This is a genomic window from Devosia sp. 67-54 (genome assembly GCF_001899075.1).
Lineage (GTDB): Bacteria > Pseudomonadota > Alphaproteobacteria > Rhizobiales > Devosiaceae > Devosia_A.
In genome coordinates this window covers 468,979-489,235 of the sequence record NZ_MKVA01000005.1, presented here as the reverse complement: position 1 = coordinate 489,235, position 20,257 = coordinate 468,979, and the positions used below count along the sequence as shown (strand labels likewise).

At 67.6% G+C, this 20,257-nt stretch carries 22 protein-coding genes; 8 read left to right on the top strand and 14 right to left on the bottom strand.

Annotation, left to right across the window (positions count from 1 at the left end; translation table 11 throughout):
- Nucleotides 1–26 precede the first annotated feature (26 nt).
- From flhB to flgB, 6 genes are read right to left on the bottom strand one after another with little or no spacing between them, the layout of a single operon-like run.
- The gene (gene flhB / locus BGO82_RS07405) at nt 27–1,106 is read right to left on the bottom strand and encodes a flagellar biosynthesis protein FlhB (protein WP_291304923.1); all 1,080 of its coding nucleotides are present in this window, start codon (nt 1,104–1,106) and stop codon (nt 27–29) included.
- Entirely contained in the window at nt 1,106–1,873 is a 768-nt protein-coding gene (fliR, locus tag BGO82_RS07400; RefSeq protein WP_291304922.1) for a flagellar biosynthetic protein FliR, read from the bottom strand. The genes flhB and fliR overlap by 1 nt, the downstream gene beginning before the upstream one ends.
- Nucleotides 1,870–2,136 carry a flagellar biosynthesis protein FliQ gene (fliQ, locus tag BGO82_RS07395; protein ID WP_291304921.1) on the bottom strand — a complete coding sequence of 89 codons (267 nt, stop codon included), beginning with the start codon at nt 2,134–2,136 and terminating at the stop codon, nt 1,870–1,872. The genes fliR and fliQ overlap by 4 nt, the downstream gene beginning before the upstream one ends.
- Before the next feature lie 9 nt (nt 2,137–2,145).
- Entirely contained in the window at nt 2,146–2,469 is a 324-nt protein-coding gene (fliE, locus tag BGO82_RS07390) for a flagellar hook-basal body complex protein FliE (RefSeq protein WP_291304920.1), read from the bottom strand.
- 18 nt (nt 2,470–2,487) lie between these two features.
- A complete protein-coding gene (gene flgC, locus BGO82_RS07385; RefSeq protein ID WP_291304919.1) occupies nt 2,488–2,901 on the bottom strand; it encodes a flagellar basal body rod protein FlgC in 414 nt (137 codons plus the stop codon).
- An 11-nt stretch (nt 2,902–2,912) separates the two neighbouring features.
- Entirely contained in the window at nt 2,913–3,320 is a 408-nt protein-coding gene (gene flgB, locus BGO82_RS07380; protein WP_291304918.1) for a flagellar basal body rod protein FlgB, read from the bottom strand.
- Between the two features lie 161 nt (nt 3,321–3,481).
- Here flgB and BGO82_RS07375 point away from each other — a divergent pair, with 161 nt between their 5' ends.
- A complete protein-coding gene (locus BGO82_RS07375; RefSeq protein WP_291304917.1) occupies nt 3,482–4,150 on the top strand; it encodes a flagellar biosynthetic protein FliO in 669 nt (222 codons plus the stop codon).
- A 16-nt stretch (nt 4,151–4,166) separates the two neighbouring features.
- Entirely contained in the window at nt 4,167–4,892 is a 726-nt protein-coding gene (gene fliP / locus BGO82_RS07370) for a flagellar type III secretion system pore protein FliP (protein ID WP_291305689.1), read from the top strand.
- A 7-nt stretch (nt 4,893–4,899) separates the two neighbouring features.
- Here the strand turns inward: fliP and BGO82_RS07365 are convergent, their stop codons facing one another.
- The 5 genes from BGO82_RS07365 to BGO82_RS07345 all read right to left on the bottom strand — a co-directional run bounded on the left by BGO82_RS07365 (nt 4,900) and on the right by BGO82_RS07345 (nt 11,446).
- Nucleotides 4,900–8,250 carry a hypothetical protein gene (locus tag BGO82_RS07365; RefSeq protein ID WP_291304916.1) on the bottom strand — a complete coding sequence of 1,117 codons (3,351 nt, stop codon included), beginning with the start codon at nt 8,248–8,250 and terminating at the stop codon, nt 4,900–4,902.
- 112 nt (nt 8,251–8,362) lie between these two features.
- The gene (locus BGO82_RS07360; RefSeq protein WP_291304915.1) at nt 8,363–9,334 is read right to left on the bottom strand and encodes a hypothetical protein; all 972 of its coding nucleotides are present in this window, start codon (nt 9,332–9,334) and stop codon (nt 8,363–8,365) included.
- The gene (locus BGO82_RS07355; RefSeq protein WP_291304914.1) at nt 9,331–9,801 is read right to left on the bottom strand and encodes a DUF6468 domain-containing protein; all 471 of its coding nucleotides are present in this window, start codon (nt 9,799–9,801) and stop codon (nt 9,331–9,333) included. Before BGO82_RS07355 ends, BGO82_RS07360 begins: the two co-directional genes overlap by 4 nt.
- On the bottom strand, nt 9,798–10,940 hold the full coding sequence (fliM, locus tag BGO82_RS07350) for a flagellar motor switch protein FliM (protein ID WP_291304913.1): 1,143 nt from the start codon (nt 10,938–10,940) through the stop codon (nt 9,798–9,800). Before fliM ends, BGO82_RS07355 begins: the two co-directional genes overlap by 4 nt.
- The gene (locus BGO82_RS07345) at nt 10,940–11,446 is read right to left on the bottom strand and encodes a flagellar basal body-associated FliL family protein (RefSeq protein WP_291304912.1); all 507 of its coding nucleotides are present in this window, start codon (nt 11,444–11,446) and stop codon (nt 10,940–10,942) included. The genes fliM and BGO82_RS07345 overlap by 1 nt, the downstream gene beginning before the upstream one ends.
- A 276-nt stretch (nt 11,447–11,722) precedes the next feature.
- Between BGO82_RS07345 and flgF the strand changes: the two genes are divergently transcribed.
- From flgF to flgH, 4 genes are read left to right on the top strand one after another with little or no spacing between them, the layout of a single operon-like run.
- Nucleotides 11,723–12,460, top strand: a complete 738-nt coding sequence (flgF, locus tag BGO82_RS07340) for a flagellar basal-body rod protein FlgF (RefSeq protein ID WP_291304911.1) — start codon at nt 11,723–11,725, stop codon at nt 12,458–12,460.
- A gap of 13 nt (nt 12,461–12,473) precedes the next feature.
- Nucleotides 12,474–13,259, top strand: coding sequence for a flagellar basal-body rod protein FlgG (gene flgG / locus BGO82_RS07335; protein WP_291304910.1), 786 nt, complete (start codon nt 12,474–12,476; stop codon nt 13,257–13,259).
- 12 nt (nt 13,260–13,271) lie between these two features.
- Nucleotides 13,272–14,213, top strand: a complete 942-nt coding sequence (gene flgA / locus BGO82_RS07330; protein WP_291304909.1) for a flagellar basal body P-ring formation chaperone FlgA — start codon at nt 13,272–13,274, stop codon at nt 14,211–14,213.
- Nucleotides 14,214–14,222: 9 nt separating this feature from the next.
- Nucleotides 14,223–14,963 carry a flagellar basal body L-ring protein FlgH gene (gene flgH, locus BGO82_RS07325; protein WP_291304908.1) on the top strand — a complete coding sequence of 247 codons (741 nt, stop codon included), beginning with the start codon at nt 14,223–14,225 and terminating at the stop codon, nt 14,961–14,963.
- A gap of 158 nt (nt 14,964–15,121) precedes the next feature.
- Here flgH and BGO82_RS07320 read toward each other — a convergent pair whose 3' ends face one another.
- Complete coding sequence (locus tag BGO82_RS07320; protein WP_291304907.1) at nt 15,122–15,562, bottom strand: DUF4189 domain-containing protein; 441 nt, start codon at nt 15,560–15,562, stop codon at nt 15,122–15,124.
- Nucleotides 15,563–15,752: 190 nt separating this feature from the next.
- Between BGO82_RS07320 and BGO82_RS07315 the strand changes: the two genes are divergently transcribed.
- Both BGO82_RS07315 and BGO82_RS07310 read left to right on the top strand, forming a co-directional pair.
- Nucleotides 15,753–15,935 carry a hypothetical protein gene (locus tag BGO82_RS07315; protein WP_291305714.1) on the top strand — a complete coding sequence of 61 codons (183 nt, stop codon included), beginning with the start codon at nt 15,753–15,755 and terminating at the stop codon, nt 15,933–15,935.
- Nucleotides 15,936–15,993: 58 nt separating this feature from the next.
- Nucleotides 15,994–17,502: a carboxypeptidase M32 gene (locus tag BGO82_RS07310; protein ID WP_291304906.1), complete on the top strand. Its 1,509-nt coding sequence runs from the start codon at nt 15,994–15,996 to the stop codon at nt 17,500–17,502.
- Nucleotides 17,503–17,645: 143 nt separating this feature from the next.
- Here BGO82_RS07310 and BGO82_RS07305 read toward each other — a convergent pair whose 3' ends face one another.
- Nucleotides 17,646–18,665: an ABC transporter ATP-binding protein gene (locus BGO82_RS07305; RefSeq protein ID WP_291304905.1), complete on the bottom strand. Its 1,020-nt coding sequence runs from the start codon at nt 18,663–18,665 to the stop codon at nt 17,646–17,648.
- Nucleotides 18,662–20,173: an iron ABC transporter permease gene (locus BGO82_RS07300; RefSeq protein ID WP_291305688.1), complete on the bottom strand. Its 1,512-nt coding sequence runs from the start codon at nt 20,171–20,173 to the stop codon at nt 18,662–18,664. Before BGO82_RS07300 ends, BGO82_RS07305 begins: the two co-directional genes overlap by 4 nt.
- Nucleotides 20,174–20,257 lie beyond the last annotated feature (84 nt).

The following is a 20,257-nucleotide window of genomic DNA, read 5'->3' as shown; positions in this document are numbered from 1 at the left end:
CGCAGAAGCCACTGCGCCCGCAATCCTCATGCTTTCCAGGCCCGCTTGTCGCGCATGCGCATGACGAAGCCGATCACCTGCGCCACCGCCTTGAAATGCTCGGTCGGGATGCTCTCGTCGACATCGACCGAGGCGAACAGCGCCCGCGCCAGCGGGGGGTTTTCCACAATGGGCACGTCGTGCGCCTTCGCCAGCTCGCGGATGCGGAACGCCACGTCGTCGGCGCCCTTGGCGAGGCAGAGCGGCGCCGACATCGAGCGGTCGTATTTGAGCGCCACCGCAAAGTGCGTCGGGTTGGTGATCACCACCGTCGCGTTCGGCACGTTGGCCATCATGCGGCGCCGGCTGCGCTCGTTGCGGATGGATTTGATGCGGCCCTTGATCTTGGGGTCGCCCTCCATCTGCTTGTACTCGTCGCGCACCTCCTGCACCGTCATCTTGAGCCGCGTCCACCAGCGCTGCCGCTGATAGACGTAGTCGGCGAGCGCGATCACCGTGACGATCGCCAGCACCGCCCCGAAGATCTTGAGCCCCATCTCCTGGAACGTCGGCAGCAGCGCCCCCGGATCGAGCGTCACCATCATCTCGAGCCGGTCGCGGTCGCTCCACATCACCGCAAACACCACGCCACCGACCACGCCCAGCTTGACGAGGCCCTTGACGAAATTGACCAGCGCGTCGCGCGAGAACAGCCGCTTGCCGCCCTGGATCGGCGAGATCTTGGAAAATTTCGGCGTGATCGGCTCGAGCGACAGCAGCGGCCGGTGCTGCACCAGATTGGCGGCGATGCCGAACACCATAAGAACCGTCAGCGGCACCAGCGCCACGGTGAGGATGGTGACGGCGAGCCCGGTGAAGAAATTCGTCAGCGCCGGCCCGCCGATATCGAACTGATCGGCATTGGCAAGGAGCGTTTTGAGGGAGGTCGCGAGCCCAGTGGTCGTCGGCGCCGCCATCAGCGAGAACAGCAGCCCCGACCCGGCGATCATGAACCAGTTGTTGACCTCCTGGCTCTTGACCACGTCGCCGCGCTTGTGCGCGTCGTCGAGTTTCTTCTGCGACGGGTCTTCTGTTTTCGAGGATTGTTCCGGCGCTTCGTCGCTCATCACCGCCCCCGGAACAGCTCGAGCTCATTCTGGAAATGCGTGAGGTACCAGCCCATCATCATCGACAGCAGCAGCGCCACAAGGCTCAGCCCGACCCAGATCGAGGCCGGCATGGCGACGAAGAACACCTGCAATTGCGGCATCATCCGCGCCAAAAGGCCCATGCCGAGGTAGAACACCAGCCCGAGCACGATGAACGGCGCCGACATCTGCACGCCGATGACGAACGCCGACGCCGCCGACTGCACCGCCATCTGCGCGGCGTCGCCGAACATCAGCGGCTCCTTGGGCGAAAAGATCATGTAGCTGTCGCGGATCCCCATCAGCGCCACATGGTGCAAATCCGTGGCGAAGATCAGCGTCACCCCCAGCATCGACAGGAAGGCGCCGATCAGCGCACCCTGCGTGCCGCCATTGATCGGATCGGCCCCCTGCGCGCCCGACAGCCCGGTCTGGAACGCGATCACCGCGCCGGCCACCGCGGCCGCCATGGTGACGAAACGGATGATGGCCCCCAGGATCAGCCCCACCGCAATCTCGTGCAGGAGATAGACGATGGTCTGCAGCACTTCGCTCGGCAGCGCCGGAAGCTGCGGCTGCACCAGCGGATAGAGCACCAGGCTGAACACCAGCGCAAAGCTCAGCCGCATGCGCGCTGGGATGGTCATTTCGCCCAGCGCCGGCAGCAGCATCAGGATGCTGCCGACCCGCGCGAAGATCAGCACGTAGAAATAGGCCGTCTCGGGCAGCCAGTTGAGCGAGATCATCCGCCGGTCACGATCATGTCGGCCAGCCGCGTCATGAAGCTCGACATGGTGGCGCCCATGAATGGCAGTGCGATCAGCATGGTGACGAAGATCGCGAGGATCTTGGGCACAAACACCAGCGTCTGTTCCTGGATCTGCGTCAGCGCCTGCACCAGCGCGATGACGATGCCCACCACCAGCCCGACCAGCATCATCGGCGCCGCGACCAGCACCATCACCCATATGCCGTCACGGGCGATATCGAGAACCTGGGCGCCGTTCATGCGAGTATCCTAGATTGGCATCCGCATGATTTCCTCATAGGCGGAAATCACCTTGTCGCGGATCGCCACCATGCTCTCCATCGCCAGTTGCGTCTGGCTGACGGCGGTGACGACATCCACGACGTTGGCCTTTCCGTTGAGCAGATCAAGCGACATCTTGTCCGAGGCCTTGCCGGAGTCGATGACGCCCTGCACCTGGTCGGCCAGAAGCTTGCCGAAATCAGGCGCTTGTCCCGCCTGCCCTAATGCGCCGCTCGAAGGCTTGGCGGCGTCGGTGATCAGCTTGGAGGCGTTGCTGTAGGCCGCGGCGACGGCGTTGAACGGCGTGGTCATCTGCTGATTCTACTCCGCTCAGCCCTTGAGGATGTCGAGGGTGCGCCCCAGCATCTGCCGGGTCACGGTGATGACGTTGAGGTTGGCTTCGTAGGTGCGCTGCGCCTCGCGCATGTCCATCGCCTCGATCAGTGGATCGACGTTCGGATATTTGACGTAGCCGTTCTTGTCGGCCGCCGGGTGCCCCGGCTCGTAGCGCTCCTGGAAGGCGGTCTGGTCGAGCGCGATCTTGCCCACCTTCACCACCTCGCCGCCGGCGTCGGCGTCCATCACCGCCTTGAACGTCGGGATGCGGCGCCGGTACGGCTCGTCGGTCGGCGTCTTGCCGGCGGAGTCCGCGTTGGCGAGGTTTTCCGCGATCACCCGCATGCGCGCGTTCTGCGCGTGCAGGCCGGTCGCGGCGATTTTCAGTGAAGAAAGGAAATCCGTCATCTGGGCGATCCTCAGGCCGAGCGCCCAAGGGCGGTGCGCAGGATCGCCATCGAGCGGGTATAGAGCGCGGTCACCGTCTGGTAGTCCATGTCGTTGCCGGCGACCTTCATCATCTCGTCTTCGAGCGTGACGCCGTTGCCGCTGGGGGTGATCTCGAAGGGCGTCTCGCGCGCGGCGTCGAACCCGCCGGTGTCGCCGGCGCTCGACACCGAAATGTGCATCGGACTGGTGCGGGCGACGCTCACCTGCGCCACCGACTGCACCTGGTCGTCGAAGCTGAGCGGCTTGAGGTCGCGCTCGATGTAGCCGGGCGTGTCGGCGTTAGCGATGTTTTCGGCCAGCACTTGCTGGCGCGACTGATGCCAGCGCATCTTGTCGGTCAGCGCCTGCAGCAGCGGAATGCTTCCTAGTCCGGCCATCTTCAGACTCTGTTCACCACGGTAGGCAAACTTTGCCGGGCGATGGTTAAGGGCTGGTTAACCACATGGGAACGTGCTGCCTTCGTCTCGCATTTTGCACAATCTGCCGGTAAGACTCGGCAAATTCTGCTTAGGTTCGGTCGTAAAGGGGGACGGCGACCGTGGAGCATTTCGATATGCAATTCATCGCGTCCCTGTTCGGCGGGTCGGAAAACACCCTTCTGCACTCCGCTTTTGCCCTCGGCATCGTCCTCGTCCTGATCGTTATGGGCTTGTGGCTGCTCAAGCTTTTGACGCGGGGCACGGCCCGCCTCGGCACCGCGCGCAAGCGCGTGCAGGTGGTCGACACCGCCATGGTCGACGGCAAGCGCCAGGTGGTGATCATCCGCCGGGACAACGTCGAGCACCTGATCATGACCGGCGGTCCGCAGGATCTGGTGATCGAATCCGGCATCGCCGCGCCCGAACCGGCGCCGGCGCCTGCCGCCCGCCGTCCGCAGCGACCGGCCGCACCTGCCGCCGCCGAGCCTTCCGACATCCGCACCCCGACCCCGCCCGAGCGGCCGGTGCCGCGCGAGGCGGTCGACCGGCTGCGCGACCTTGCCCGCCCGGCGCCGCTGACACCGCGCACCTCGTTGCGCCACACCAACCTGCTGCGTCCGGTCGACGGCAGCGACAAGGTTATCCCCATGGGCCCGGGGCTGCGCGTCGAGAATTCCGCGGGGGCCGGCGACGACTCAGCTAAACCCACGCCAAATGGCAGTGGGCATACCCCCTTTGGCGGCAGAAGCAGGCTCCTCCGCGGTCTCCGGCGCGGCACCGACAGCTAGAGCCCTCCCCCGCGGCCTGCTGCTCGCAGCGCTCGCCCTTGCCGTCATTGCCCTTCCCTCCGTCGCGCAGGCGCAGGACATCTCGGTCAATTTCGGCGACGATACGACGCTGACCCAGCGCGCCGTCCAACTCGTCGGCCTCATCACCGTCCTCGCCCTCGCCCCCTCGATCCTGATCATGGTGACGAGCTTCACCCGCATCGTGGTGGTGCTGTCGCTGCTGCGCACGGCGCTCGGCCTGCAGAGCGCGCCGCCCAATTCGGTGATGGTGTCGCTGGCGCTGTTCCTGACCTTCTTCATCATGCAGCCGACGCTGCAGGCGTCCTACGACCAGGGGGTGGCGCCGCTTCTCGCCGGCCAGATCCAGTTCCAGGAGGCGTTCGACCGCGGCTCGGTGCCGCTGCACGATTTCATGGCCGCCAACGTCCGAGAGCAGGACGTGCAGCTGTTCTACGACCTCAGCAACGAGCCGCCGCCGGCCGACGCCAAGACCATCCCGCTGAAGATCCTGATCCCGGCCTTCATGATCTCCGAGCTCCGCCGCGCCTTCGAGATCGGCTTCCTGCTGTTCCTGCCCTTCGTCATCATCGACATGGTGGTCGCCTCGGTGCTGATGTCGATGGGCATGATGATGCTGCCGCCGGTGGTGATCTCGCTGCCGTTCAAGCTGATCTTCTTCGTCCTGGTGGACGGCTGGCACCTGGTCGCCGGCTCGCTCGTGCGCAGCTTCACCGGCAGTTAGCCGCCGGCTACACCGCCGCCTTGGCGCTCGCCTCGGCCGGCGCGATCTTGGGATCGACCGGATAGATCTTGCGGTAGGCGTTGAGGAAGCCGGTGACCGTATCGATGCTCGCCACCGCCTTGGCGGCCGCCTTGAATTCGAGCCCGGTGACCTGCGCGTCCGGGCTGGTGATGTAGGCAAACATCGGACCTTCCGGCGTCTGCGCCAGCCGCTCCGAGAACTTCGCCCGCAGCCGGCTCATCCCCAGCGGATCGTTGGCCAGCACCAGACCCACCGCCGCCTTGACGATGTTCATCCGCGCGTCCTGGTTCAGCGGCTCGGTCGGATCGGCGGAATAGATGGTTTCCAGCAGGTCCGACGCCGCGCTGTAGTTCTTGGCCTTCCAGTAGCCGTCCACCTTCAGCAGATCGGCGTCGCGGCCGTCGATGCGGGCCAGCAGGTCGAGCGCCAGGTCTTCGCGGTCGGCGTCGATCAGCGCGCGCGCCTCGAGGATGCGGCGCTGCCGCTCCAGCGTCGGCGACAGATTGGCCATGCGCGTCTGGTTGAGGGCCTTGAGCGCCCCTTCCGGGTCGCGGTTGGCGATGCGGATCAGCGCCAGGTCCGCCGCCACCTGCGCCTGCGCCACGCCCTTCAGCCGGTTGTCGATCTGGTATTGCAGCAGGTCGGCCGCCTGCCCCAGCAGGTCCACCTGCACCAGCCGCCGCGCGAGGTTGCGGATCATCTCGTCGCCCTTGGCGCCAGCCGGCGTGAGCTCGCGGAAATCGTAGTAGAGGCTCAGCGCGTCCAGGTCGCCGAGCTGGCTCGCCCCGCCATTGAGGAAGAGGTCGGTGAACTGCTGCTGCGTCTCGGTCAGCAAATCGTCGACCGGCTTGCTCGGCGGGCTGTGCGCCGCCGCGTCCCGGGCCGTCTCGAAGCCGAGCCGATAGTCCTTGTTGGCGAAATAGAGCTCAGCCAGGAGCTTGTCCATGTCGACTTCGAGCGGGTTGCCGCGCCACAGGATCGCCTCGGCCGCGAGCGTCTGCGTCGCCTTGGTGAGGTCGATCTTGCCGGTCTGCCTGAGCAGCAGCAGCGTGCGGTACACCGCCTCGGCATGGGTCGGACGCACGTCGGCGGCGATCACCTGGCCGTAGGTGTCGAGCGCCTGCTGCGTCTGCCCCATGCTCTCGGCGACGCGTCCCTGGAACAGCTGGTAGAGCGTCACATCCTCGGGCGAGAGCTGCGCGAAGGTGATCAGCTTGAGGTATTTCTGCGCCGAGGCGAGGTCGTTCGTTTCGAGCGCGGCGCGGGTCGCCGCGAACAGGAATTTCTGCTGCACCCACACCGGATAGTTCTCGATCACCGCATCCGAGGCGAGCGCATCGGCGCGGGCGCCGGCATAGTCGTGCGCCGCGGTGCGCGCGATCGTCCGCCACATCAGGGCGTCGACTTCGTCGGCGAAGCCGGGGCTGTTGAGGATCGCCAGCGCGTCGGTGGGCCGATAGGCGATGACGTCGGCGATCGCAGTGCTGAGCTGCACCTTCTTGCGCAGCTCGTCGGTCTTGAGGTCGCGCTCCAGCACCTTGAGGACGCCGAGCGCCTCGGGCCCGAACTGGTTGCCGATATAGTATTGCGCCAGCGTCAGGCGCGCCACCTCGCGCGCCTGCCCTTCCTTGCTCGCCGCCACCTCGCTCAGATCCTCGGCGTGCTTGCTGAACACCGCCGGATTGTCCTGCTTCAGCGCCGCGAAATCGACGAAGCTGTCGCGCACTTCCGACGCCCGCCCCGCATCGAGCGCCCGCGGCCCGTTCTGGTCCGACAGGAACAGCCCGTCCGGCGACGAAATCAGCGCGTGGTCGTCGACGATGCTCACCTTGAGCTCGTCATTGTCCGGCCGCACCACCAGCCCGTGCACCGAGCGCAGCGCGTCGAAATCGACATAGCTGAGATCGCGCACCGTGCCGCGCGCCGGCGGATAGGCGGTGACGATGTCGAGCACGTCGCCGACATTCGGATCGCGGAAGCTGTGCACCTTGTACGGCTTGCCCAGCAGCGCCGTCATTTCGAAATGCCCGTCCTGGTCGCGGCTGCGCTTCATCTCCAGCGGCTCGGTCGCATCCAGCAGCACGTCGCCGATCGACAGCACCCATGACCGCCCCTCCGACGCCAGCGTCGCGAGCTTGGCCGTCGACAGGTCGACCCGCACGATCTGCGTCTCTCCCGCCGACGTCACCTCGAAGGCCGACGCGATCGACGACAGCGCCGGCGATTGCGCCGGCTGGTTGATCTGCGTCGGAGTGTCGAACAGCATCCACAGCGTATTGCCGCGCCGGAACACGGCCGAGGCCGTGTCGCGCTCGAACGGGAACATCATGCGCACCGTCCCCGAGACCATGTCGATCTTCGGCGTGATCGCCGCGCCGGTCGGTGCGTCGGTGCCTTGCGTGGCCTGCAGCTCGGCCGACGCCGAGGTCTGGCTTTGCGCCTGCCGAGCCGCCTCGGCGGCCGCTTCAGCCTCGGCCCGCTTCGCCGCCACTTCGGCGGTCACGCGGTTCTTGTCGATCTCGGCCGGCGCGAGGTCCACGTCGAAGGTGAAATGCTGCGGGTCCGCCGCATAAAAGCGCGGCGCGACGCCGTCGGCGAGGGTCAGCACCACCGAGCTGCCCGCCGGCGACACCGAATTGGTGACGGCGGTGATCTGCGCCGGCATGTCGGCCGCGAGGTCGGCGACATCCACCGCCACCGGCCAGTCGAAGGTGATCGTGGCGGTGTTGCCCTCCTGGCTGAACTCCGCCTTGGTGTCGGTGCTCCAGTCGAACTCGGCGCGGTAGAACGTCGGATTATGCCCGATATGGATGGTCGCGCGCGGATTGAGCGCCTTGGCGTCTTCCGCCTTGCGGCGCTGCTCGGCGAGGATCTCCGCATTCTTGGCGCGGCGCGCCAAATCCGCCACCACCTCCGGCGGCAGCGACGGCGGCAGCCCCTGCCAGCCGACCGGCAGCAGGTCGATGAACAGCTTTTCGCCCGCCTCCATGCTGTGGATGGTCACCGGGTTCCGGAGCCCGAAGCGCACGCCCTTGCCGTCCGGATCGACGCGGCCGATGGTGAGGTATTGCGGCAGCGTCGACGCCATGTCCGGCATCGCCATGTTCACCGGCCCCGAGAAGGTCACGGCAAGCACGTTGTTGTCGTAGTTGATCTTGTAGCCCGGCAGGTCGAGGCGGGTCGAAAACTCCAGCACCAGCCGCCCGAAGCCGGTCTCGGCCGTGGCCTGGAGTTGCACGCGGTCGTCGGCGGTCGCGGCGAAGGCGAGGGCAAGCCAAGCCAGCACGGCCAGGATTGGCCGCACCGGCACGCTCGCCCGCCGCACAAACTCACTCATCGCCGGCCGCTACTCAACGCATACGCAAACAGGCGTTAAGCATAGCGGCGGCGGCTTAACGCGCGCCTAAGACAGCATGGATTTTCCGGGGCCTTGCGGTGGCGGCGGCGCCTTAGTGGCCGACGATCTGCGGCAACTGCGACAGGTCCTGGCCGCCGGCCACCTGCGCGACCGTATCGGTGTCGCCGGTGGTCGCCAGCGCCGTGGTCAGCGCCTGCGCCGGCGCCGCGCTCATCGCGGCGAGGATCGGCGACATCTTCCGCGGATTCATCGCCTGCGCCACCTTGATCAGCACGTTGAGGTCGAGCGTATCGAAGATCTTGGCCGCGTCCTTGGGCTTCATCGTCTCGTACATCGACACGATCGCCTTGAAATTGGCCGCCTCGGACGCCTGCTTCTGGTCGACCAGGCTGGCCACCTGCTGCTGCAGCGCCGCCAGTTCCTTGGTGCGCTCGTCGAGCTTCTTTTCCGCCGCCGCCACCAGCGACTCGCGCATCGCCAGATCCGCCTCGCGCTTGTCGAGCTGCGCTCGCCGCTCGCCGAGCCGCGCCAGCAGCGCCTGCTCGCTGTTGTCGCCGTCGACCGCACTGAGCGGCTCCACCGCGCCCGTGGCCGTGCGGACGGTCGGCAGCGCATCGCCATGCGCGTTGACCGGCGCGGACGCGGCCTGGCAGCCCGCGGGCAATGCCGCCTCCGGCTGGCTGGCCGCGGCAGGCGCGCCCTCGGGCGGACACGCCTCGACGGCGCTCGCGGCCGAGGACGAGGTGCTGGCGTCGGCCGCCGCCGACGAGGCCGCCGCCGACGACGCGGCCGCTTCGTGGCTGCTCGCCACCGGCGGCGGTGCGTCGACCTTGGTGGCGAGCGTCGGCTGGGAATCGTCCATGGTCGGGCTGGTGTCGGCCATCGTCGCCTCGGATGGCGTCGCGATGGTCGCATCGGCGCTGGGCGTGTCGCTCTCCTCGGCCACCACCGCCACCGGTCCGGTCAGCACGTAGCCGCCATTGGTGACGAGCCCGATCCCCTTGAAGACCAGGAGCGCCAGCGCGGCGAAGATGACGACCGGTAGGAGGCGGATCGATCTCAAGCGGCCTTGCCTCCGATACCGGGCCGCATGGCGAGCTGCTGCAGCGCCGAATGCAGCCGGCTCTGCGGCTCGACCGCCACCGCCGGCTTGGCCGGCTCGGGCTTTGCCGCCGGTGCGTCGGGCAAAGGCTGCGTCTTGGCGGCCGCGGTGATGCGCGCAATTTTTTCGATGAGCTGCGAGCCGCTCGACACCTGCGCGTGCAACTCCGCCTCGAGTTCCCTGGCCTGCACCAGCCGGTCGTTGAGCTTGGCGTCGGCTTCGAGCGCCGCCGTCTTGAGCTCGGTGATCGCCGCATTGGCAAGGCCCGTCGCCTGCACCAGGTCGGAGACCATCTTGGCCAGCGTCTCGCGGTCCGAGTGCAGGCGCTTCAACCGCTGGTTGAGGATGGCGCAATAGCCGATGGTGACGGCGAGCAGCACCGCCACCGACCCCTCCACCAGCATCCCAAGGTTGAAGCCCACGATCACCGACCCTCCTCGGATTTGTCCAGCGCCTCGAACGCCGCCATGGTCACCTTGGGCGGGTTGAGGGGGCGCGTCACGCGCACCGATACATGATTGCCGATATGCCCCATCAGGGCCTCGGTCAGCTCGACGTCCCCGCAGCGCAGCGTCACCGGATCGTGCGGCGTGCGGTCGAACATGATGGTCTCGCCCGGCGCCAGCGCCAGCGCCCGGCTGAGCGGCAGGTCGAACTCGTGCAGCACCGCATCGAGCGTCACGTCGGCGGCATAGACCTCGGTGGCGAGATGGCCTTCCCAGATCGGGTCGCGGCCGAACTTCTCGCCCATGTACATCTGCAGCAATTGCTCGCGGATGGGCTCGATCGTGGCATAGGGCAGCAGGATTTCGATCTTGCCGCCGCGATCGTCCATCTCGATCCTGAGCTCGATCAGGATCGCCGCATTGGCCGGACGCGAGATCGCGGCGAAGCGCGGATTGGTCTCGAGCCGCTCCAGCCGGAAATTGACCTCGGTCACCGGCGCGAACGCCTTGTGCGTGTCCTCGAGGATCACCTCGATCATGCGCCGCGCCAGCGCCATCTCGATGGTGGTGTAGGGCCGCCCCTCGACGCGGATCTGCCCGCCGACGCGCCGCCCGCCCAGGAGCACGTCGATCATCGAGTAGATAAGGTTGCTGTCGACGGTGAGCAGGCCGAAATTGTCCCATTCCTCGGCCTTGATGACGCTGAGGATCGCCGGCAGTGGAATGGAGTTCAGATAGTCGCCGAAGCGCACCGAGGAGATCGACTCCATCGACACTTCGACATTGTCCGAGGTGAAGTTCCTGAGACTCGTCGTCGCCAGCCGCACCAGCCGGTCGAAGACGATTTCGAGCATCGGCAGGCGCTCGTACGACACCAGCGCTGAATTGATCAGCGCCTGCACGCCCGTGAGCTCGACATTGCTGGTGGTGTTGGCGTCGAACCCCAGCAGGCTGTCGATCTCGTCCTGGTTGAGCACCCGGTCGGTGCCGTCGGACGGCGACGCGCCGGCGCCGTCGCTCTCCAGCATCGCCGCCCAGTCGGCGGAAATGCCGTCGCCATCCGCCCCTACATTGGGGTTCCAGCTTTCGGCGAGCTTGTCCTGGTCCTGCGGCCCCGCCATCACTGCACCAGGATTTCCTTGAACAGGATGCCGTCGATCTGCGCCGGGAAGATCGCGACGTTGATGCGCCGCCGCAATTCCTCCTTCAGCCGGTAGACGCCTTCGGACCCTTCGAGGTCGCTCTTGCGCAGCTCGCGCAGGTACACCTGGAAGGCGTCGATCACCTTGGCCATGCGCGGCTGGATGTCCTTCATCACGCCCTCATTGGCGACTTCCAGCGCCACCGTGAGCTTCAGGAACTGGTCGGTCTTGGCCCCCTCGTCCGGCGCCAGATTCACCGTCATCGTCGGCAGGTTGAAGATGAAGCTGTCGAGCACCGCCGCGGCTTGCGCCCGCGCCGCATCGCTCGAGCGTCCGGCGAACACGAAGAAATAGAGCGCCGCTCCAGCCAGGAGCAGGACGATCAGTCCGGCGGCACCGATGATCAGGAGTCGCCGCGGGATGCCGCGCTTGGCGGCAACCTGGCCCTCGCCGTCCCCGTCTTCCGCCTCGGCGTCGACAGCCATGGCAAACCCCCGCAAATCCGGACGATTCCGCTTCCCGATGCAGCTAAGCGTCTGTTGGTTAACGATCCCTTACCAACTGTCCCAAAGCGGCAGAATTTGCCGGGTCGTTCTTGCCGCGGGGCACCGCAGGGTCTAGCGCCGCGAACCGGGCGAATGTTGGACATCGCTGAAATCGTTGAGCTTTTTGCTTTGGCACGGTTTCTGCACTGTTAACGCCGAGGCGACCCGCCTGGGGAGGTGGAACGCTTCGGGGACAGACGACGGGGATATGCGCGAATGGAAAATGCGCAGCTAGTTTCGCTCTCGCGACAGATCGCGTTGCAGCGCCAGATGGATGTCGTGGCCAACAACATGGCCAACATCAACACCACCGGCTTCAAGTCCGAGAGCATGTTGTTCCAGGACTATCTGATGCCGGTCGCCCGCGACAACGACTTCGCCGGCAGCGACGACATCGTGCACTACACCGAGGACTGGTCGACCATCCACGACATGTCGACCGGCTCGATCGAGCAGACCGGCAACCCGCTCGACGTGGCGCTCAGCGGCGAGGGCTTCCTCACCGTGCAGACGCCCGCCGGCCCGCGCTACAGCAAGAACGGCTCGCTGCAGATCGATGCCAAGGGCACCCTGGTCGACCTCGCCGGCAACCCGGTGCTGGGCAGCTCCGGCCCCATCACCTTCGACAGCGCCGACACCGACATCGCCATCAGTAGGGACGGCAGCATCAGCACCAGCCAGGGCAGCAAGGGCAAGCTGGCGCTGGTCGAGTTCGGCAACCCGCAGGTGCTGGCCCGTGAAGGCAACAACTACTATTCGGGGCCGGCCGGCACGCCGGCCACCAACACCGTCGTGGTCCAGGGCGCCGTCGAACGCTCCAACGTTTCGGGCGTGCAGTCGATGGCCGACATGATCCGCATCGAGCGTGCCTATCAGACACTGGCCGGCATCATGCAGCGCCAGGACGAACTGCGCTCCACTGCCGTGCAGAAGCTCGGCGACATGACCGCCTGAGCCGGAGGAAAAGATGAAAGCTCTCTACATCGCGTCCACCGGCATGGCTGCCCAGGAACGCAACGTCGAAATCATCTCCAACAACATCGCCAACATGCGCACCACTGGCTTCAAGCGCCAGCGCGCCGAATTCCAGGACCTGCTGTACCAGCAATATGCACGCGCCGGCGCCAGCACCTCGGACTCCGGCACCACCGCGCCGGTCGGCATCGAGGTGGGCTCCGGCGTCAAGACCGCCGCGACACCGCGCGTGATGAGCCAGGGCACGGTCAACCCGACGGAAAAGGACCTCGACCTCGCCGTGTCCGGCGAAGGCTATTTTGCCATCCAATTGCCCGACGGCCGCACCGGCTACACCCGCGACGGCTCGTTCGACCGCAGCCCCAACGGCCTCCTGGTCAATGTCGACGGCTACCAGGTGCAGCCCGGCATCACCATTCCCGACAACGCCAACTCGATCTCGATCAGCGCCGACGGCATCGTCCAGGCCTATGTCGGCACCTCCACGACGCCGACGCAATTGGGCCAGTTGCAGCTCTACCGCTTCGTCAATCCGTCGGGACTCGAATCCGTCGGCGACAACAATTTCGTCGAGACCGCCGCCAGCGGCGCCGCCCAGGCCGGCACGCCCAATTCCGACGGCATGGGCCATCTGATGCAGGGCTATCTCGAACAGGCCAACGTCAACCCGGTGACCGAGATCGCCGACCTGATCGCCGCGCAGCGCGCCTACGAAATGAACGCCCGCGTCATCACCGGCGCCGACGAGATGCTCTCGTCGGTAAGCCAGATGCGCTGAGGAGGCTGACCGATGAAATCCCTCATTCTGGCTTTGGCGATCGGCCTGCTCTCGACCGTTGCCGCTCTGGCGCAGCCGACGCTCAAGGGCGACATCACCGTCAATGCCGACCTCGTTACCATCGGCGACATGTTCGACAATCCCGGCGCCCTGTCGGAAACCGCGATCTTCCGCGCCCCGGCGCCCGGCACCACCGGCATCGTGCCCATCGCCAGCGTCGCGAGCGCGGCCAGGCTGGTCGGTCTCGCCGATTTCGACAATATCGGCTACACCCGCATCCGCGTCACCCGCCTCACCACCGTGGTCGATGCGCCGGCCCTGTCGAGCCTCATCACGGCCGAGCTCGACCGCCGCGGCGTGCTCACCAGCGGCGTCACCGCCGAGACGCATTTCGACCTTGCCAATGTGAGCTTCAACGCCAGCCAGGTGCCGGCGCCGGCCACCCTTGCCGACCTCCGCTATACGCCGCAGACCGGCCAGTTCGCCGCCCGCTTCATGATCGCCGGCATCGACCGGCCGGTCGACCTCACCGGCACGCTGCAATTGATGACCAAGGCGCCGCGCCTGCTCGACACCTACGCCGCCGGCACCATCCTGAGCGCCGCCGATTTCGAGCTCGCCGAGGTGCCGCTGAGCATGGCGGCGGCCGGCGGCTACGCCGATCTCGACCAGCTCGTCGGCAAGCAGCTGGTGCGCCAGAGCCGGGCCGGCATCATGCTCAAGGCGTCCGACGTGAGCGAGCCGACCGTGGTCACCCGCAACGCGCTGGTCACCGTGACCCTCAAGGCCGGCGCCATGACGCTGACGGTGCGCGGCCAGGCGCTGGGTACCGCCGCCGCCGGCCAGCCGGTCGACGTGCTCAACATCATCACCAAGAAAGTGCTGCACGGCGTCGCCCGCGCCGACGGCACCGTCGAAATCCTGTCCGCCGCCACCACCGTGGCCTCGCTCTGAGAGATGCACATGAACGCCCTCAAACTGATCACCACGCTCTCGCTGATGGCGCTGCTCGGCGGCTGTGCGACGATGGACCAGCTCTCCCGCGTCGGCGACGCGCCCAAGCTCACCGCCATCGCCGACCCGACGGCGCAGCCCGGCTACACCCCGGTCAACATGCCGATGCCGGCCGTGGTGCCGGCCAGCTACCAGCCCAATTCGCTGTTCTCGACCGACGCCCGCGGCTTCTTCAAGGACCAGCGCGCCCACAAGGTCGGCGACATCCTGACGGTGATCGTCACCATCGACGACAGCGCCCAGATCTCCAACGCCACCAGCCGCAAGCGCACCTCGGGTAACGACGCCAGCATCGGCACCAGCCTGGGCTCGCTGTTCGGCACCAAGGTGCCGGGCGTCGACGTCAGCCCGAGCGGTGGCGTCTCCACCGCCGGCACCATGAGCGACGGCGGCACCGGCTCGGTCAACCGCAACGAAAAGCTCACCACCAATGTCGCCGTGGTCGTCACCCAGACGCTGCCCAACGGCAACCTCGTCATCGAAGGGCACCAGGAGGTGCGGGTGAACTTCGAGATCCGCGACCTCGTCGTGCAGGGCATCGTGCGGCCGGAAGATATCCAGTCGGACAACACCATCCTGTCCGAAAAGATCGCCGAGGCCCGCATCTCCTACGGCGGCCGCGGCCAGATCACCGACGTGCAGCAGCCGCGCTACGGCCAGCAGATCGCCGACGCCATCCTGCCGTTCTAGCAGCACGCATCAATTCCCGGCGGCGCCGCCGCCGGTCCCAGCTCCGGCTCGCGCATTCCCCCAATGGCGCGCGCCGGCCCGAGGCGAAGTCCAGAAGGGCCCGCCTTTCTGAGGGGCGCAGTCCTCCCCGGCTGCGCCCCGTCCCCTTTATGCGCCGCTCAATTGAGATTCCGGATATAGCTGGCGCAATCGGAGTGGACGGAGCGGCAGGTGTTGAAGGGTGGGCCGGCGCCGACGCCGGTGCACCAGTGATACACCAGGCCGCGCACCCGCTGCAGTTCGCTGGAACGCGCATAGGCATTCACAGCCGTCGTGTAGCCGACCCAGTACCAATAGCCTGGGTGGCTGGGCGTGCCCCTGGACTCGATCGCCGCCATGCAGTCGCCGTTCTTGGACATCACGATCTTGCAGCCATTGGCGGTGCCGCCGCAGCGCTGCATCGCCAGCCTCTCGGTCGCCCCCCGGCTTCCCGCATCCATGGCCCAGCCGAATGCCCCCCGTTCATTCGCGGCATAGGCCAGCGGCGCGGCGGCCGCCGGCAGCGTCATCGCCACCCCGAGGCAGAACGCCAGGACGCGGTGAAAGTTACGCAGTTTCATGCGCCATCCTCCAAATTGGGCCATGAGCCCGATCCTGGCGAAGGCTGCCGGCGCTGTCGTCCACCACCCGGTGGACATCGGCCCGCCGTCTCTGCCCCGGAAATGCTGGCATCGCCGGGCATCGGGCCGGGCCCAACCCTTTACATCACGGCCCCGGTCCCTAAATGGGACCTTTGAAAGGAGACCGGACATGGCCGGCGACGAGACGGATCCCAAGAAGAAAACCAGCGCCAATCTGGCGCTCGGCATCGCCATCGGCGTTGGTCTGGGCGCCGTGATCGGCACGGTCTGGGGCAATCTGGCGACCGGCATCGGCCTGGGCATCGCCATCGGCGTGGCCATCGGCCTGTCGCTCGACCGGGTGCGGAAGTAGCTTCCAACCGGCGCTGCATTTGGCTATGCGCAGTCTCCCGCCCCACGGAGACGTCAAGATGTCCGCCAACTCCGCCTTCGCCAGACTGTCAGAGCTCGGCCACAAGCTCGAGGCCATCGAGCACGCCCAATCGATGCTGAGCGTCGACGAGGCGGTGACGATGCCGGTGGGCGGCGGCGAAAAGCGCGCCGAATCCATGGCGGTGCTGGCCGGCATGTATCACGAGATGGCCACGGCCCCGGAGATCGGCGACTGGCTGGCCGCGGCCGAGGACGAGCCGCTCGACGACATGCAGCAGGCGGCGATCCGCGAGCAGCGCCGCGTCTACACCAACATGACCTGCCTCTCCGCCGATTTCGTGCGCCGGCAGGTGGTGGCCCGCATGCGCTCCGAGCAGCTCTGGCGCGAGTTGCGCGGCAAGAACGACTGGGCCGGCTTCCTGCCCGCCTTCGAGGAGGTGGTCGGCATCGCCCGCGAGGAAGCCGAGCTGCGCGCCCGGGCGCTCGGCCTCGATCCCTACGACGCCATGATGGAACAGTACGATCCCGGCAACCGCGCCGCCGATATCGCTCCGGTGTTCGCGCGCCTCAAGCTCTTCCTCAGGGATTTCGTGCCGGCGGTGCTGGCGAAGCAGGAGGCCGACCGCGCCCGCCGCGCCCTGAAGCCGCTCAACGCCCCTTTCCCCATCGAGCGGCAGAAGGCCCTCGGCCTCGCCGTGATGGAAGCCATCGGCTTCGATTTCGCGCATGGCCGCCTCGATGTGTCGCACCACCCCTTCTGCGGCGGCGTGCCCACCGACGTGCGCATGACCACGCGCTACACCACCTCCGAATTCCTCTCTTCGCTGATGGGCATCATCCACGAGACCGGCCACGGCCTCTACGAGCAGGGTCTGCCCAAGGAGTGGTCGAACTTCGCCGTCGGCAAGGCGCGCGGCATGGCCATCCACGAAAGCCAGAGCCTGTTCATGGAAAAGCAGGTCGGCCGCTCCGCCGAATTCTGGGAATGGGCGATGCCGCTGGTCCGCCAGCACCTCGGCGACGAAGCCATCGCCGGCTGGGACATCGAGGACCTCCTGGCGCATGTGCACGAGGTCAGGACCGGCCTCATCCGCGTCGACGCCGACGAGGCCACCTACCCGCTGCACGTCATCCTGCGCTTCGAGATCGAGAAGGGCCTGATCGACGGCAGCATCCGCCCGCGCGACGTGCCGGAACAATGGCACGCCCGCATGACCGAATATCTGGGCCTGTCCACCCGCGACACCTACAAGGACGGCCCGATGCAGGACGTGCACTGGCCGAGCGGCGCCTTCGGCTACTTCCCGAGCTACACCCTCGGCGCCATGATCGCGGCGCAGCTCTGGGCGGCGATGGAAAAGGACATCCCCGATGCCCGCGAGCAGATGCGCCGCGGCCATTTCGTCGCCATCAACGATTGGCGCCGCGACCGGATCTGGACGCAGGCCTCGCGCTACTCGACCCCGGACCTCTTGGTGCACGCCACCGGCGAGAAGCTGAACGGCAACTACTTCGAGGCGCACCTCAGGCAGAGATACCTGCCCTAGCAGTCGGGAAATCCTCCCTTGCGCCGCAGGCGCGGGCGAGGATTCTCGACTGCACCACCGGAGAATGCAGTTCTATCGCCCCCCTCCCCCTTGCGGGGAGGGGCTGGGGGTGGGGGCCGCAGCCACCGGATTTCGCCCTGCCCCTATTGCGGCAGCACGTGCCCGGTGCCGATCAGCACGATCGAGGCGCGGCCCTGCACCGGCGCGTCGGCACTCGGCACCTTGAGCGTGAAGGTCGCGCCATTGGCCTTGAACCGCACCACCGTGATCGGCCCCTCGAACGAGGCCGAGACGATCTCGGCCGTCGGGGTGCCCTCGCTCCACGGCACCAGCCGCACCTGCTCGGGCCGCAGCATGATGCGCGCGGCGCCGTCGCGGGTGGTGCGCGTCACGCGCACCCGCCCGAGCGGGGTCTCCACTTCGCTGGCCCGCACCTCGGCATCGAGGATCAGTGCATCGCCCAGGAACCGCGCCAGCATCTCGGTACGCGGCTGCAGGTAGAGCTCGCGCGGCGAGCCGGCCTGCACCACGTGCCCGTCCTCCAACACCGCGAGCTGGTCGGCAAAGCTCAGCGCTTCCTGCTGGTCGTGCGTCACCAGAATGCCTGTGACGCCGTCGGCCTGCAGGCGCCGCTTCACCATCTCGCGCATGTTGGCGCGCAGGCCCGCATCCAGCGCCGAGAACGGCTCGTCGAGCAGCATCAGCTTGGGCCGCCGCGCCAGCGCCCGGGCCAACGCCACGCGCTGTTGCTGCCCGCCGCTCAATTCGTGCGGCATCCGCTTGCGGATGGCCGGATCGAGCTCCACCGCCCGGAGCAGCGCGTCGATCTCCGCCCGATCGGAACGCCGCTCCATGCCGAAGCCGATATTGCCGCCGACGCTGAGGTGCGGGAACAGCGCCCCCTCCTGCGCCACCAGCCCGATGCCGCGCCGATGCGGCGGCACCATGCGCAGCGGCCCCGCCACCTGCAGCTCGTCGAACACGATGCTGCCCTCGTCCGGCATCTCGAACCCGGCGATCAGCCGCAGCAGCGTGGTCTTGCCCGAGCCCGAGGCGCCGACGATGGCGGTGAGCGTGCCGGCCGCCACCGACAGCGTGGCGCGGTCGAGCGCCCGCACCTCGCCATAGCGCTTGCTCACCCCGCTCAGCGACAACAGGCTCATGCGGCGAGCGCCTTGTCGGCCTGCCGCCGCAGCAGCACCGTGAGCGGCAGCGACAGCACGATCAGCAGCAGCGCATAGGGCGCCGCCGCCACGTAGTCGAGCTCGCTGGTCAGCGCCCAGAATTTCGTTGCCAGCGTCCGCGTGCCGTTGGGCGCCAGCAGCAGCGTGCCGGTCAGCTCGTTGGCGATGCCGAGCGCCACCAGCGCCATGCTGGCGGCAATCCCCGGTGCCGCGAGCCGCATCGTCGTCTGCATCACCGCGACCATGGGCGGCCGCCCGAGGCTCATCGCCGCGCGCTCGAGCTCGATCGGCGCCTGCGCCATCGACGACCGCAGCCCCGTCAGCGCCCGCGGCAGGAACATCAGCACATAGGCGAAGGTCAGCGTCCACGCCGTCTGGTAGATCGGCAGCCGCACCGTGATCGACACCAGCGCCAGCGCCACGATGATCCCCGGCAGCGCCCCCACATACAGATGCGACGCCTCGAGCACGCGCTGCCAGCGCCCCGGCGCGCGGATCGTCAGCCACGCCATCGGCACCGCCAGCAGCGTCGTCAGCACGCCGCCGGCCAGCGCGTAGAACACCGATTGCCAGAGCGCCGCGCCGACCTGATCGAGCCGCCATACCGCGGTGCCGCCGATCCACAGCCAGCGCAACAGCGTGCCCAGGGTGACGCCGACCGACAGCACCGCCACCACGGTCAGGCCAGCCAGCGCCGGCGCCAGCCAGCGTCCGAGCTCGTGCCGCACCGGCTGCCGCGCCGCGCCGGCCCCCAGCCGGGCGTAGCGCCGGTCGCCGCGCAGCATCGTCTCGAGCCCGATCAGCACCACGGTGCACAGCACCAGCACGCCGCCCAGCAGATTGGCGGCCGGGCCGTTATAGACGCTCTCGAACTGGTCGACGATCGCCGTGGCGAAGGTGTCGTAGCGCATCAGCACGAACAGCCCGTATTCGCCCAGCAAATGCAGCCCGACCAGCAGCGCCCCGGCGCAGACCGGCCAGCGCAGTTGCGGCAGCACCACGCGAAAGAAGATCGCCCGCGGCCCCTTGCCCAGCGCCGCCGCGCCGTCCTCGAGCCCCGGATCGAGCCGGCGCAGTTGCGCCGCCACCGGCAGATAGACGAACGGCAGGTACGAGATCAGCGCGATCACCACCGCGCCCGGCAGGCCGTGCAGTTGCGGCAGAACACTGTTCCAGGCGTAGGATTGCACGAACGCCGGGATGGCCAGCGGCGCGACCATCAGCGCCGCCCACCAGCGCGCGCCGGGCAGCCTGGTGCGCTCGGTCAGCCAGGCGAGCCCCACCCCCAGCGCCGCTGCCACCGGCAGGGTGATCGCCTCGAGCCACAGCGTGTTGGCCAGCAGCTCGCCCACGCGCGGACGGAACACCAGCGTGCGCACCTGGTCCCAGCCGCCCGCCACCGCCACCCACGCGATGAAGCCGAGCGGGATCAGGCTCAGCGCCGCCACCAGCGTCGCCACCGCATAGGCAACCGCCCGCTGTGGCAGCCGGAGCGGCCGCGAGGCGGGCGGGGAAGCTGCGAGGGCACCACTCAAGACTTTGGACTTTCCGGGCTTTTCGACGCCCGCATA